At 69.5% G+C, this 13,115-nt stretch carries 13 protein-coding genes; 12 read left to right on the top strand and 1 reads right to left on the bottom strand.

What is annotated here, in order from left to right; genetic code table 11:
- Window positions 1-142: 142 nt before the first annotated feature.
- The 11 genes from FHW84_RS10710 (at window position 143) to purH (ending at window position 11,037) form a co-directional block, all read left to right on the top strand.
- Window positions 143-1,042 carry a DMT family transporter gene (locus FHW84_RS10710; protein WP_167255255.1) on the top strand — a complete coding sequence of 300 codons (900 nt, stop codon included), beginning with the start codon at window positions 143-145 and terminating at the stop codon, window positions 1,040-1,042.
- A gap of 160 nt (window positions 1,043-1,202) precedes the next feature.
- Complete coding sequence (locus FHW84_RS10705) at window positions 1,203-3,335, top strand: protein-disulfide reductase DsbD (protein ID WP_243868062.1); 2,133 nt, start codon at window positions 1,203-1,205, stop codon at window positions 3,333-3,335.
- Window positions 3,335-3,880: a TlpA disulfide reductase family protein gene (locus FHW84_RS10700; protein ID WP_167255251.1), complete on the top strand. Its 546-nt coding sequence runs from the start codon at window positions 3,335-3,337 to the stop codon at window positions 3,878-3,880. The genes FHW84_RS10705 and FHW84_RS10700 overlap by 1 nt, the downstream gene beginning before the upstream one ends.
- 151 nt (window positions 3,881-4,031) lie before the next feature.
- Entirely contained in the window at window positions 4,032-4,481 is a 450-nt protein-coding gene (aroQ, locus tag FHW84_RS10695) for a type II 3-dehydroquinate dehydratase (RefSeq protein WP_167255249.1), read from the top strand.
- Window positions 4,482-4,546: 65 nt separating this feature from the next.
- The gene (gene accB / locus FHW84_RS10690) at window positions 4,547-5,005 is read left to right on the top strand and encodes an acetyl-CoA carboxylase biotin carboxyl carrier protein (protein ID WP_167255247.1); all 459 of its coding nucleotides are present in this window, start codon (window positions 4,547-4,549) and stop codon (window positions 5,003-5,005) included.
- A gap of 19 nt (window positions 5,006-5,024) precedes the next feature.
- Entirely contained in the window at window positions 5,025-6,389 is a 1,365-nt protein-coding gene (gene accC, locus FHW84_RS10685) for an acetyl-CoA carboxylase biotin carboxylase subunit (RefSeq protein ID WP_167255245.1), read from the top strand.
- Window positions 6,390-6,586: 197 nt separating this feature from the next.
- A complete protein-coding gene (prmA, locus tag FHW84_RS10680) occupies window positions 6,587-7,540 on the top strand; it encodes a 50S ribosomal protein L11 methyltransferase (RefSeq protein WP_167255243.1) in 954 nt (317 codons plus the stop codon).
- 93 nt (window positions 7,541-7,633) lie between these two features.
- Window positions 7,634-8,428 (top strand): zinc-ribbon and DUF3426 domain-containing protein, encoded by a 795-nt coding sequence (locus tag FHW84_RS10675; RefSeq protein ID WP_167255241.1) that lies wholly within the window; start codon window positions 7,634-7,636, stop codon window positions 8,426-8,428.
- A gap of 166 nt (window positions 8,429-8,594) precedes the next feature.
- Window positions 8,595-8,882: a helix-turn-helix domain-containing protein gene (locus tag FHW84_RS10670; RefSeq protein WP_051548587.1), complete on the top strand. Its 288-nt coding sequence runs from the start codon at window positions 8,595-8,597 to the stop codon at window positions 8,880-8,882.
- Window positions 8,883-8,919: 37 nt separating this feature from the next.
- On the top strand, window positions 8,920-9,366 hold the full coding sequence (locus FHW84_RS10665) for a GNAT family N-acetyltransferase (protein ID WP_167255240.1): 447 nt from the start codon (window positions 8,920-8,922) through the stop codon (window positions 9,364-9,366).
- A gap of 60 nt (window positions 9,367-9,426) precedes the next feature.
- Window positions 9,427-11,037 (top strand): bifunctional phosphoribosylaminoimidazolecarboxamide formyltransferase/IMP cyclohydrolase, encoded by a 1,611-nt coding sequence (gene purH / locus FHW84_RS10660; RefSeq protein WP_167255238.1) that lies wholly within the window; start codon window positions 9,427-9,429, stop codon window positions 11,035-11,037.
- Between the two features lie 62 nt (window positions 11,038-11,099).
- On the opposite strand, the gene FHW84_RS10655 is transcribed toward purH, so the two are convergent.
- Window positions 11,100-12,098, bottom strand: coding sequence for a bile acid:sodium symporter family protein (locus FHW84_RS10655; protein WP_167255236.1), 999 nt, complete (start codon window positions 12,096-12,098; stop codon window positions 11,100-11,102).
- A 95-nt stretch (window positions 12,099-12,193) separates the two neighbouring features.
- Between FHW84_RS10655 and FHW84_RS10650 the strand changes: the two genes are divergently transcribed.
- The gene (locus FHW84_RS10650) at window positions 12,194-13,108 is read left to right on the top strand and encodes a LysR family transcriptional regulator (protein ID WP_167255234.1); all 915 of its coding nucleotides are present in this window, start codon (window positions 12,194-12,196) and stop codon (window positions 13,106-13,108) included.
- The last annotated feature ends 7 nt before the right edge of the window (window positions 13,109-13,115 follow it).

The raw sequence follows: 13,115 nt of genomic DNA, 5'->3' as shown, positions 1-13,115 counted from the left end.
GGTGGCGGCAGCCGGATGAGGGTACGGCCGGAGCGATGCACATCACTCTTGCGCTCCGCCCGCACCCTCACCCCAACCCCTCTCCCGGTGGGAGAGGGGCTCAAGCTTCCAACTTCCCTCTTTCACCATGAGCCCTCACGCCATGAAGAAATCCGATCTCGCCGCGCTGCTCTTGCTGGGTGCCCTGTGGGGCGCGTCGTTCCTGTTCATGCGCATGGGCGCGGACCAGTTCGGCGGCATGGCGCTGGCCGGGCTGCGCGCGATCGGCGCGGCGCTGTGCTCGCTGCCGCTGCTGGCTTCGCGCGAGCGGCTGGCCGAGATGCGCCGGCACTGGCGGCCGATCGTGGTGGTGGGCATGAGCAATTCGGCGCTGCCGTTCGTGCTGTTCTCCTACGCAGCGATGAGTCTGCCGGCGGGCGTGTCGGCCATTTCCGACGCGATCGGGCCGCTGCTGGTGGCGCTGTCGGGCTGGCTGTGGCTGGGCGAGAAGCTGGACGGCGCGCGCTCTGCCGGCCTGGCCGTGGGTTTTGCCGGCGTGGTGTGGCTGATCGCCGGCAGCGTGGGCTTCGGCCATGGCGGCGGTTCGGCCTGGGCCATGGCGGCCTGCGTCGGCGCCAACGTCTGCTATGCCTTCGGCGCGCATTACGGCCAGCGCCGCCTGCGCGGCGTGTCGCCGCTGGCGGTGGCTACCGGCAGCCAGCTGGCCGCGGCCATCGCGCTGCTGCCGCTCACGGTGTGGCTGTGGCCGGCCAAGATGCCGGGCGCGCAGGCCTGGTTCGCCATGTTCGGCCTGGCCGCCGCCTGTACCTCGCTGGCCTACGTGCTGTTCTACCGCCTGATGGCGCGCGTCGGTGCGACCCGCACGCTGGCGGTGCTGTACCTGATTCCGGTGTTCGGCGCGCTATGGGGGCTGCTGTTCCTGGGCGAGCCGGTCACCTTGTCGATGGCCGGCGGCTGCGTGGTGATCCTGCTCGGCGTGGCGCTGACCACGGGGTTGATCCGCCCGCGCAGCCTTCCCGCGGCCACGCCGGAACAAGCCTGACGTCCCCGCTGTCCTCCCCCGGCCGGCGCTGCGCAGGCCGGCTGCGCCATAATCCGAGATCGCCCGCGTCCCCGCGCCGGGCACGCCCTTCGCTGGAGCCGCAATGCAACCGATCCGCCTGATCCGACCGACGGCGCGCTTCCCTGCCCTCGCCTGGCTAATGCTTGTCCTAATCCTGTCCGGCATCGGCAGCGCCTGGGCACAGGACGACGACGGCATCCTGCCGGTGACCGAGGCCTACAAGCTGAAGGCCGACGCCTCCACGCCGGGTGTGCTGAAGCTGCACTGGGACATCGCGCCGGACTACTACCTCTATCGCGGCCGCATGAAGTTCACCGGGGCGGAAGGCATCACCGCCGGCGAGGCGAAGCTGCCCGACGGCGCCAGGCATCACGACGAATACCTCGGCGACGTGGAGATCTACCACCACGAAGTGGACGCCACCGTGCCCTACTCCGTGGCCGCCGGCACGCAGCGGCTGAAGATCGCCGTGCGCTACCAGGGCTGCCACGAGGTGGAGCCGAAGATCTGCTATCCGCCGCATACCGAACAGCTGGACCTGCCGCTGCCCGCCGGCACCGCGCAGGCCGACGCCGCCGCGCCGCAGACCCTAGGCGCCGCGCTCGCCCAACTCGGCGGCACGCCGCCCGGCGCCGCACCCGGCACCGACAGCGCCCCGCTGCCGGCCGAGCAGGCGTTCCGCTTCGAAGCCCTGGCCCGCTCGCCGAACCAGCTGCTGCTGCGCTGGACCATGCCCAAGGGCTATTACCTGTACCGCGACCAGACTTCGCTGCATCTCAATGCCGCGGGCCTGAAGCTGGGCCAGCCGCAGTGGCCGCAGGGCACGACCAAGCAGGACCCGCACTTCGGCAACGTCACCGTGTACTTCGACCAGGTCGAGCTGCCGGTGGCGATCGAGGGCGACACCTCGAAGCTCAAGCAGGTGGCGGTCGAAGCCAGCTTCCAGGGCTGCCAGGACGGCGGACTGTGCTATCCGCTGATGTCGCGCGCGGTCACCGTGGACCTGGCCGGCGGCGCCGTCGCCACCGGCGAGACCGTGGCGGGCCCCGCGCCGGAAACGCGCCCCGCCGCCGCGCTGGACGTGAGCCTGTGGGCCGCCCTGCTGCTCGCCCTGGGCGGCGGCCTCGTGCTGAACCTGATGCCGTGCGTGCTGCCGGTGCTGTCGATCAAGGCGGTCGGCCTGATCGAAAGCGGCGAGAGCCCCGCGCACCGGCGCCGCCATGCGCTGGCCTATACCGCCGGCGTGCTGGTGAGCTTCGTGGTACTGGGCCTGGTGATCCTGTCGCTGAAAGCCGCCTGGGGCGCGCAGCTGCAGAAGCCGCTGGTGGTGGCCACGCTGTCGCTGGTGATGCTGGCGGTGGCGCTGTCGATGTCCGGCGTGGTGCAGTTCGGCGCATCGCTGGGCAATACCGGCAGCGGCCTGGCGAGCCGCGCGGGCCTGGCCGGCGATTTCTTCACCGGCGTGCTCGCGGTGGTGGTGGCCAGCCCCTGCACCGCGCCGTTCATGGGCAGCGCGCTGGCTTATGCGCTGGCCGCGCCGACCGCGCAGGCGATGCTGGTGTTCGTGATGCTGGGCTTAGGTCTCGCCCTGCCCTTCCTCGCCGTGGGCTACGTGCCGGCGCTGGCGCGCCTGCTGCCGCGGCCCGGCGCATGGATGGACACGCTCAAGCAGGTGCTGGCCTTCCCGATGTACCTGGCCGCCGCCTGGCTGGCCTGGGTGCTGGCCAACCAGCGCGGCGCCGACGCCGTGGGCCTGCTGCTGGTGGCGGGCGTGATGCTGGCGATGGCGCTGTGGTGGTTCGAGCGGGCCCGCTATCGCAGCGCCGGCGCGCGTGTCCTGGCCGTGCTGCCGCTGCTGCTTGCGCTCGCGCCGCTGTATTACCTGGCGCATCTGCCGCCGCCGGTGGCGGCCGCCAGCGCCGCGGAAGGCACCGTCGCCTTCACCCCGGCCAAGCTGGCCGAGCTGCGCAAGGCCGGCACCCCGGTATTCGTGGACATGACCGCCGACTGGTGCATCACCTGCAAGGCCAACGAGCACACCGTGCTGGCCACCGACGCCTTCCACGACCTGCTCAAGCGCACCGGCGCCGTCTATATGAAGGGCGACTGGACCAACGAAGACCCCGACATCACCGCCTTCCTGCAGCAGTACCACACGCCCGGCGTGCCGCTGTACGTGGTGTTCCCGAAGAACGGCGGCGAAGGCCGCAAGCTGCCGACGGTGCTGACCGCTTCCCTGGTCGAGCAGGCACTGACCGAGGCGGCGAAGTAATGCTCAGCCGCGGCAACTGGCTGATCCTCGGCGCGGCGGTGCTGGTCGCCGCGCTGGGCGGCTGGCTGCAGCACGCCAGCCGGCAGGCGCATGCGCCGGGCGGGGTGCAGGCGGCGAAGGTGGGCGACATGCGTCCGGACCTGGCCCTGCCGGGGCTGGACGGCAGGGAACATCGCCTGTCCGGGTTCCATGGCCGCCGCGTGCTGCTCAACTTCTGGGCCAGCTGGTGCGGCCCCTGCCTGGACGAGATGCCGGCGCTGGCCAGGGCGCAGGCGAAATTCGGCGAACGGGGCGCCATCATCATTGGCATCGCCATGGACGAACCGGCCCGGGCGCGCGCGTTTCTGGCCGCCCATCCGGTGAACTACCCCATCCTGCTCGGCCAGCTGGAAAGTCCCAGCACCTCGCTGCGGCTGGGCAACGCCGGCGAAGTGTTGCCGTACAGCGTGCTGCTGGACGGCAACGGCCGCATCCTCGATGCACGCCGCGGCGCCCTGGACGCCGCCACCCTGGAACGCTGGCTGGCAGCCCCGGCCGCGCCCTGAGGCCATTCCCGCAGCCATACGGCCTCGCACGGTTCAACGCGAACTTCTCCGCCGAACATCGCCGATCTGCGCCGAACTGGACAACATTGCCGACTGCGCGCACACTCCCGCCGGTCGCCGGGTCCTGCCCGGTCCCGTTGAAGGTTTCGGCGTGGCGAAGATCCTGGTCCTGCACGGACCCAACCTCAATCTGCTGGGCGTGCGCGAACCGGACATCTACGGCCGCGCCACGCTGGCCGACATCAACTCTGCCCTCGCCGCGCGCGCCCAGGCCGCCGGCCACGAGCTGGCCTGGTTCCAGTCCAATGCGGAGCACGAGCTGATCGGCCGCATCCACCAGGCTCGCGACGAGCAGGTGGCGATCATCCTGTTCAATCCCGGCGCCTTCACCCACACCAGCATCGCCCTGCGCGACGCGCTGGCCGGGGTGGCGATCCCGTTCGTGGAAGTGCACCTCTCGAACGTGCATGCGCGCGAACCGTTCCGCCGCCACTCCTACCTGGCCGACATCGCCGTGGGCGTGATCTGCGGCTTCGGCGCGGACAGCTACCGGCTGGCCCTGGAAGCGGCGCTCAGCCGCCTGGAGCGGGCCGCCTCCTGAGCGCCCGCCACCTCAAGCATTCCCTTCCCTGCCGCCGCGGCGGCACCAACGAAAAGGTTTGACCGATGGACCTGCGCAAGATCAAGAAACTGATCGACCTGCTCGAGGAATCCAACCTCGCCGAGCTCGAGATCAAGGAAGGCGAAGAAGTCGTGCGCCTGTCGCGCGTGCCGAAGGGAACCGTCAACGTGGCGGCCGCCCCCGTGATGGCGCCGGTGATGCAGGCCCCCGCCCCGGTCGCCGCTCCCGCGCCCGCCGCCGAAGCCGCTCCCGCCAGCACGCTGCCGGCCGGCCACGTGGTGAAGGCGCCGATGGTCGGCACCTTCTATGCCTCGGCCACCCCGGGCGCCGCTGCTTTCGTCAAGGTCGGCCAGCAGGTCAAGGCGGGCGAGACGCTGGGCATCATCGAAGCCATGAAGATGTTCAACCAGATCGAAGCCGACGTCGGCGGCACGGTGCAGGCCATCCTGGTGGAGAACGGCCAGCCGGTGGAGTTCGACCAGCCCATGTTCGTGATCGCCTGAGCGGCCGACGACCATGCCCATGCTGGAAAAAGTCGTCATCGCCAACCGGGGGGAGATCGCGCTGCGCGTGCTGCGCGCCTGCCATAGCCTCGGCATCAAGACGGTCGCCGTGCATTCCACCGCCGACCGCAACCTCAAGCACGTCGGCCTGGCCGATGAGTCGATCTGCATCGGCCCGGCGCCGTCGGTCGACAGCTACCTCAATATCCCGCGCATCATCGCCGCGGCCGAGATCACCGACGCCCAGGCCATCCACCCGGGCTACGGCTTCCTGTCCGAGCGCGCCGACTTCGCCGAGCAGGTGGAGCAGTCGGGCTTCATCTTCATCGGCCCGACCGCGGACGTGATCCGCCTGATGGGCGACAAGGTGGAAGCGATCCGCGCCATGAAGGCCGCGGGCGTGCCCTGCGTGCCCGGCTCCGGCGGCCCGCTTGGTGACGAAGTGGACGAGAACATCCGCATCGCGCGCGAGATCGGCTACCCGGTGATCATCAAGGCCGCCGGCGGCGGCGGCGGCCGCGGCATGCGCGTGGTGCGCACCGAGGCGCACCTGGGCAACGCCATCACCATGACCAAGCAGGAGGCCAAGGCGGCCTTCGGCAACGATCAGGTGTACATGGAGAAGTTCCTGGAGAATCCGCGCCACGTGGAAATCCAGGTGCTGGCCGACGGCCAGGGCCATGCCATCCACCTGGGCGAGCGCGACTGCTCGATGCAGCGCCGCCACCAGAAGGTGGTGGAAGAAGCACCCGCGCCAGGCATCACGCCGGAACTGCGCGAGCAGATCGGCAAGGTCTGCGTCGACGCCTGCCTGCGCATCGGCTACCGCGGCGCCGGCACCTTCGAATTCCTGTTCGAGGGCGGCCGCTTCTACTTCATCGAGATGAACACCCGCATCCAGGTGGAGCACCCGGTGACCGAGCTGATCACCGGCATCGACCTGGTGCGCGAGCAGCTGCTGATCGCCGGCGGCGAGAAGCTGTCGATCCGCCAGGAAGACATCAAGATCCACGGCCACGCCATCGAGTGCCGCATCAACGCCGAGGACCCGGACAGCTTCCTGCCCTCGCCCGGCACGGTGAAGCGCTTCGAGGCCCCGGGCGGCCCGGGCGTGCGCGTCGACACGCATCTGTACGACGGCTACAAGATCCCGCCGAACTACGATTCGATGATCGGCAAGCTGATCGTGCACGGCCCCGACCGCGAGACCGCCATCGCGCGCATGCGCCTGGCCCTGGCCGAGACGGTGATCGAAGGCGTGAAGTGCAACATCCCGCTGCAGCAGCGCATCATGGCCGACGTCGGCTTCCAGCACGGTGGACAGAACATCCACTACCTGGAAAAGCGCATGGCCGAGCAGAAGGACCAGCAGCACCAGCACTGACCTTCCACGCTGGAGTCCTTCTCCCTCCGGGAGAAGGTGCCGGCAGGCGGATGAGGGTTCGGGCGGAGCGGTGCGCATCACTCTTGCGCTCCGCCCGTACCCTCACCCCAACCCCTCTCCCGGCGGGAGAGGGGCTTTAGGTCGAGGTACTACCGACTCATGCCGCTAACCGCGGCCCACCACTGCGTTGCCGCCCCATGCCCTTTCTCGAACTCACCCTCACCATCCGCTCCGAACAGCAGCCGCGCGTGGAAGAAGCGCTCGAGGACATCGGCGCGCTGTCCGTGACCCTGCAGGACGCCGATGCGGAAACACCGGACGAGCAGGCCATCTTCGAACCGGGCGTGGGCGAGCTGCCGCTGTGGCCGACCATCACCTTGAACGCGCTGTTCGACGAGCACGCCGACCGGCGCGGCCTGACCGAGGCGCTGGGCGAACTGCTGCCGTGGCTGGAACCGGACCAGGTGCAGTACCGCGACGTCGCCGACCAGGACTGGGAGCGCGCGTGGATGGATACCTTCAAGCCGATGCAGTTCGGCCGCCGGCTGTGGATCTATCCGTGGAACATCGAACCGCCCGCCGATGACGAAGCGGTGGTGGTGCGCCTCGATCCCGGCCTGGCCTTCGGCAGCGGCACCCATCCCACCACGGCGCTGTGCCTGGAATGGCTGGATGCGCAGGCGCTGCAGGGCCGCACCGTGGTCGACTACGGTTGCGGCTCGGGCATTCTCGCCATCGCCGCGCTCAAGCTCGGCGCCGCCAGCGCGGTGGGCGTGGACAACGACCCGCAGGCGCTGACCGCCTCGGCCGACAATGCCGAACGCAACGAAGTGTCCGAGCGCCTGGCGCTGTTCCTCCCCGAAGACCTCATGCCGGAGGCCGCTCCTGCGCATCCTGCGCCCGCGGCACTAGCGCATCCATGCGCGTCGCCGGCGGACGTCTTCATCGCCAACATCCTGGCCGGCCCGCTGGCGGAACTGGCCCCGACCTTCGCCGCCGCGGCGAAGCACGGTGCCCCGTTCGCCATCTCGGGCATCCTCAAGGGCCAGGAAGAAGAACTGCTCGAGCGCTACGCCGAATGGTTCACGGATCTGCGCGTGGACGTGCGCGAGGACTGGGTGCGCATCAGCGGACGCCGCCGCGCCGCGTGAAGCCGGCGCCAAAGCGCCGATGCGGTTGCATATTCGCCGGCGCGTTTGCGGCTACCCTTTACAGGTCGACGCGCCACCGACTCTACTTGCCGCATGTACGCCCAATGCCCCGACTGCCTGACCGTGTTCTCGATGGATGCGGAAATCCTTGCGCAGGCGCGCGGCCGCGTCGTGTGCGGGCATTGCCATGGCCAGTTCGACGCGCTGGACAATCTCAGCGGCCAGCTGCCGCCGGAGCCGTTCCAGCGCCTGCCTGAGCGCGGCGCCGCCGGCGCGCCGCCGCAGGTGGAAACGGCGGTGTACCGGCCGCGCCCGGAGCCGCAGACCTTCGCGGCCGACGCCGGCGCGCCGGGCTCCGGCGAAGATTTCGCCCAGCTGAAGTTCTCCCCGCGCTTCGCGCGCGAAGCGCGCAGCAGCGGCGCGCGCCGCTGGCCGTGGCTGGTGGCGTGCCTCATCCTGCTGTTGCTGCTGTGCGCGCAGCTGGCCTGGGCCAAGCGCGAGGACCTCGTCGCCGATCCCACCACCGGCCCCTTGCTGCGCCAGCTCTGCGCAGGCGTCGGCTGCAACCTGCCGCTGGTGCAGGACACCACGCAGCTGCGCCTGCTGGCGCGCGACGTGCAAGCCCACCCGTCGGTGCCCGGCGCACTGCTGATCAGCGCCACCGTGCACAACGACGCCGGCTTCGACCAGCCCTGGCCGGTGGTGGTGGTGACCTTGTCCGACGTGGACGGCAAGCGCCTCGCCATGCGCCGCCTGCGCCCGTCCGAATACCTTGGCGACGGCGCCGCGGTCGCGCAGGGCCTGTCCGCCGGCGGCAATGCCGCGCTGGTGCTGGAAGTCGAAGACCCGGGCAACAAGGCGGTGGCCTTCGAGATCGGTTTCGAATGAACCGGGCCGTCCGCTAAGAAAATCAGTACTTAAAATTCTCCGGTCACAGGGGTAAACTCTCACCCCTTCGACTGCTGTTCGGCGTTCCATGCGAGCCGCCGCCCGCGGTACCAGCCAAAGCAACATGTGGCGACCCATGCAGTCGCCGCGAAGTCATGTGAGGGAGATGTCCGTGAACGCCGTCAGACTGCCTGCTGCCGAGGCCGCCAAGGAGTCCTCGTCGCAGAGCGCGTTGAGCGAATGCGTTACCCGCACCGTCCGTCGCTATCTCGCCGATATCGGCGACACCGAGTGCGCGGAAGGTCTGCACGCGCTCGTCATCCGCGAAGTGGAAGGCCCGCTGCTGCGCGAAGTACTCGCCTGGCACGACGGCAACCAGAGCCGCGCCGCCACCGCGCTCGGCATCAACCGCGCCACGCTGCGCAAGAAGCTCGCCGCCCACGGCCTGCTCTGAAGACTCGACGCGGCGCTGCCGCATCGAGGGGTCAAGGATGTCCACCGCTGTAATCCGCCCCGTCACCGAAGCCGACCACGCAGCGATCGTCGCCTTGTGGGAAGCCGCCGTGCGCGCCACGCATGATTTCCTCACCGAAGCAGACATCGTCTTCTTCCGCGGCTTCCTGCCCGGCATCTTTGGACATCTAAACGTCCAGGTCGCCGAGCTCGAAGGCCGCGTCGCCGGCTTCGTCGGCATTTCCGAGCGGCATATCGAAGCGCTGTTCGTGCACCCTTCGCTGCACCAGCGCGGCATCGGGCGGCAGCTGCTGGATGCGGTGGTTTCCAGCGATCCGCGCGTCCCCTGGACGGTGGACGTGAACGAGCAGAACCCCGGCGCCACGCATTTCTACGAGCGCTACGGCTTCGTGCGCATCGGCCGCTCCGAGCTGGATGCAAGCGGACGTCCATTTCCCCTGCTGCACCTGGTGCTGCGCCGCTGAGCGCGCCAACCCGGGGAGCCGCGGCGCTATAATTGCGCCTTTCCCGCAGGAACCCGCCTCATGTCCGCAGCTTCCACGGCGCCGATCCGCCGCGCCTTGCTCAGCGTCTCCGACAAACACGGGCTGATCGACCTGGCCCGCCGGCTGTCCGCCAAGGGCATCGAGCTGCTCTCCACCGGCGGCAGCGCCAAGGCGATCCGCGAGGCCGGCCTGCCGGTGCGCGACGTGAGCGACCTGACCGGTTTCCCGGAAATCATGGACGGCCGCGTCAAGACCCTGCACCCGAAGGTGCATGGCGGCCTGCTCGGCCGCCGCGGCACCGACGACGCGGTGATGGCGCAGCTGGAAATCGCGCCGATCGACCTGCTGGTGCTGAACCTGTATCCGTTCGAGGCCACCGTGGCGCGCGCGGACTGCACGCTGGAACAGGCCATCGAGAACATCGACATCGGCGGCCCGGCCATGCTGCGTTCGGCGGCGAAGAACTGGAACGACGTGGGCGTGCTCACCTCGCCCGACCAGTACGACGCAGCGCTGCAGGAGATCGAGCAGCACGGCGGCCTGTCGCGCGCCACGCGCTTTAAGCTGGCGGTGGCCGCGTTCAACCGCGTGTCCAACTACGACGGCGCGATCAGCGACTATCTCTCGTCCATCCATCTCAACGAGACGCAGGACGCGATCGCCAGCAAGGATCTGTTCGGCGCCCAGGCCAACGGCCGCTTCGTCAAGCTGATGGACCTGCGCTACGGCGAGAACCCGCACCAGCACGCCGCGTTCTACCGCGACCTGTACCCGGCGCCGGGCACGCTGGCCACGTTCCGCCAGATCCAGGGCAAGGAACTCTCGTTCAACAACATCGCCGACGCCGACGCCGCGTGGGAATGCGTGCGCAGCTTCGCCAAGCCGGCCTGCGTGATCGTCAAGCACGCCAACCCGTGCGGCGTGGCGGTGAGCCTCGAGGGCGTGGGCCGCGCCTACGACCTGGCCTACCAGACCGATCCCACCTCGGCCTTCGGCGGCATCATCGCCTTCAACCGCGAGCTCGACGGCGCCACCGCGCGCGCCATCGTGGAACGCCAGTTCGTGGAAGTGGTGCTGGCCCCGGCCTATGCGGAAGACGCACTGCTGGCCTTCGCCAGGAAGGGCAACGTGCGCGTGCTGCTGATCCCGCCGCCGGCCGACGGCGACCTGCGCAGCCCGCATCCGGGCGCCGACGTGCGCCGTGTGGGCTCGGGCCTGCTGATCCAGACCGCGGACCGCGGCATGGTCACCGCGGAAGACCTCAAAGTGGTGACCAAGCGCGCACCGACCGAAGCGGAAGTGCACGACCTGATCTTCGCCTGGAAGGTGGCCAAGTACGTCAAGAGCAATGCCATCGTCTACGCGCGCAACCGCCAGACCATCGGCATCGGCGCGGGCCAGATGAGCCGCGTGTACAGCGCGCGCATCGCCGGCATCAAGGCGGCGGACGAGAAACTCGAAGTGCGCGGCTCGGTCATGGCCTCCGATGCGTTCTTCCCGTTCCGCGACGGCATCGACGCGGCGGCGCAGGCGGGCATCACGGCGGTAATCCAGCCGGGCGGCTCGATGCGCGACGCGGAAACGATCGCCGCGGCGGACGAGCACGGCATGGCGATGGTGTTTACCGGGATGCGCCACTTCCGGCACTGATCGGTAAACCGACGTAGGTTGGGGTGCGCCGAAGGCAAACCCCAACTCACCCCAACCTGCGCCTAGGCGCCGCGCGTCTCCGCGGCGCCCTTCCACTCCGTCGAACGCGCCGCATACCGCCGCGCCAGCACCGCGCAGGTCATCAGCTGGATCTGGTGGAACAGCATGATCGGCAGCACGATCGCGCCCAGCGGATGGCCGGCGAACAGCACCTTGGCCATCGGCACGCCGCTGGCGAGGCTCTTCTTGGAGCCGCAGAACACGATGGTGATCTCGTCCGCGCGGTCGAAGCCCAGCGCGCGTGCGCCATAGCGCGTCACCAGCAGCGCGATCGCCAGCAGCACCGCGTTCATCACCAGCAGCCCGCCGAGCACCGGCAGCGGCACCTGCTTCCACAGGCCTTGCAGCACGGCGGCGCTGAAGGCGGTGTACACCACCAGCAGGATCGAGCCCTGGTCCACGTAGGACACCAGGCCGCGATGCTTCGCCACCCAGCCGCCGATCCAGCGCTGCGCGACCTGGCCGGCCACGAAGGGCACGAACAGCTGCAAGGTGATCGAGCCGATCGCCTCCCAGGACATGCCGCCCTGCCCGTGCGATTCCAGCATCACGCCCACCAGCAGCGGCGTGATCACGATGCCCAGCAGGCTGGAGGCCGAAGCCGAGCAGATCGCCGCGGCGACATTGCCGCGCGCGATCGAGGTAAACGCGATCGACGACTGCACCGTCGACGGCAGCGCGCACAGGAACAGCACGCCCAGGTACAGCTCCGGCGTCACCAGCGGCGCCAGCAGCGGACGCAGCAGCAAGCCCAGCAGCGGGAACAGCACGAAGGTGCTGGCCAGCACGGTCAGGTGCAGCCGCCAATGCGTGGCGCCGGCCACTACCGCTTCGCGCGACAGCTTGGCGCCGTGCAGAAAGAACAGCAGCGCGATGGCCACGTCGGTCAGCACCTCGAACACGCTCGCGGCGGCGCCACGGCAGGGCAGCACGGTGGCCAGCGTCACGGTGAGGATCAGCGCGCAGGTGAAACGGTCGGGAAGGAAGCGGCGGAGGGACATGGCCGTGGGCTGGTCGGGCGGGATCGGAGCCTATTGCAGCGTCCGGCCATTGATAAATCAAATCGTTTTATCTTATTCACTGATACGATCAGCGCATGAATGTCAGCCTGCGCCAGCTCCGCGCCTTCCTCGCCGTGGCCCGCCTGCAGCACTTCCGGCGCGCCGCCGAGAGCCTGCACCTGACCCAGCCGGCGATCAGCCGGCATATCGCGGAGCTTGAGGCCGAGCTGGACGTGCGCCTGTTCGACCGCAACACCCGCGAAGTCGTCCCCACCGAAGCCGGCCGCTATCTGCAGGGCGCGGTGGAGCGCGTGCTGGACGAACTGGAAGGCGTGCTCGCCCACGTGCATTCGGAAAGCGAACGGCGGCGCGGCAAGGTGCGCGTGGCCTCGGTGCCCACCCTTTCCGCGGGCCTGATGCCGGCCAGCATCGCCGCCTGCGCACGCGACTATCCGCAGCTCACGGTGCAACTGCACGACCAGGCGCAGACCCTGGTGCTGGACAGCGTGCGCAGCGGCGAAGTGGATTTCGGCCTGGCCATCGAACCGGCCGACCGCGAATCCTTCGATACGGAAACCATCCTGCGCGATCCGTTCGTGCTGGTCTGCCGCGCCGATCATCCCTTCGCCGCGCTGGCCGACGTGCCATGGAAGAAGCTCAAGGGCCAGCCACTGGTGCTGCTCGACCAGACCTCCGGCAGCCGCCGCCTGATCGATCGCCAGCTCGCCGCGCAGCGCATCGATCCGCAGGTCGCGCAGCAGGCCGGCCACACGCTCACCGCATTCCGCATGGTGGAAGCGGGCCTGGGCGTGAACGTTGCGCCGCAGCTGTCGCTGCCCGCGCCGGGCGCGCTGGTGGCGCGGCCGCTGGTGCCGGTGGTGCATCGCGAAGTCACCCTGGTCCGCCGCCGCCATCGCTCGCTGTCGCCGGTGGCGGCGCTGGTGTGGGAACGCATCCGCGATACCGCGGCGATCCTCGCCGACGCACGCCGGAAGATCACGCCGCGTTGAGCCGCGC

It is taken from the genome of Dyella sp. SG562 (assembly GCF_011759495.1).
GTDB classification, from domain to species: Bacteria; Pseudomonadota; Gammaproteobacteria; order Xanthomonadales; family Rhodanobacteraceae; genus Dyella_D; species Dyella_D marensis.
This window is presented reverse-complemented; position numbering and strand designations above follow the sequence as displayed.

What these genes read in the sequence shown, in the direction of transcription:
- FHW84_RS10710 (WP_167255255.1), top strand. Translation starts at nt 143, where the DNA reads ATGAAGAAATCCGATCTCGCCGCGCTGCTCTTGCTGGGTGCCCTGTGG.
- FHW84_RS10705 (WP_243868062.1), top strand. Translation starts at nt 1,203, where the DNA reads ATGCTTGTCCTAATCCTGTCCGGCATCGGCAGCGCCTGGGCACAGGAC.
- FHW84_RS10700 (WP_167255251.1), top strand. Translation starts at nt 3,335, where the DNA reads ATGCTCAGCCGCGGCAACTGGCTGATCCTCGGCGCGGCGGTGCTGGTC.
- accB (WP_167255247.1), top strand. Translation starts at nt 4,547, where the DNA reads ATGGACCTGCGCAAGATCAAGAAACTGATCGACCTGCTCGAGGAATCC.
- accC (WP_167255245.1), top strand. Translation starts at nt 5,025, where the DNA reads ATGCTGGAAAAAGTCGTCATCGCCAACCGGGGGGAGATCGCGCTGCGC.
- prmA (WP_167255243.1), top strand. Translation starts at nt 6,587, where the DNA reads ATGCCCTTTCTCGAACTCACCCTCACCATCCGCTCCGAACAGCAGCCG.
- FHW84_RS10675 (WP_167255241.1), top strand. Translation starts at nt 7,634, where the DNA reads ATGTACGCCCAATGCCCCGACTGCCTGACCGTGTTCTCGATGGATGCG.
- FHW84_RS10670 (WP_051548587.1), top strand. Translation starts at nt 8,595, where the DNA reads ATGTCCGTGAACGCCGTCAGACTGCCTGCTGCCGAGGCCGCCAAGGAG.
- FHW84_RS10665 (WP_167255240.1), top strand. Translation starts at nt 8,920, where the DNA reads ATGTCCACCGCTGTAATCCGCCCCGTCACCGAAGCCGACCACGCAGCG.
- purH (WP_167255238.1), top strand. Translation starts at nt 9,427, where the DNA reads ATGTCCGCAGCTTCCACGGCGCCGATCCGCCGCGCCTTGCTCAGCGTC.
- FHW84_RS10655 (WP_167255236.1), bottom strand. Translation starts at nt 12,098, where the DNA reads ATGTCCCTCCGCCGCTTCCTTCCCGACCGTTTCACCTGCGCGCTGATC.
- FHW84_RS10650 (WP_167255234.1), top strand. Translation starts at nt 12,194, where the DNA reads ATGAATGTCAGCCTGCGCCAGCTCCGCGCCTTCCTCGCCGTGGCCCGC.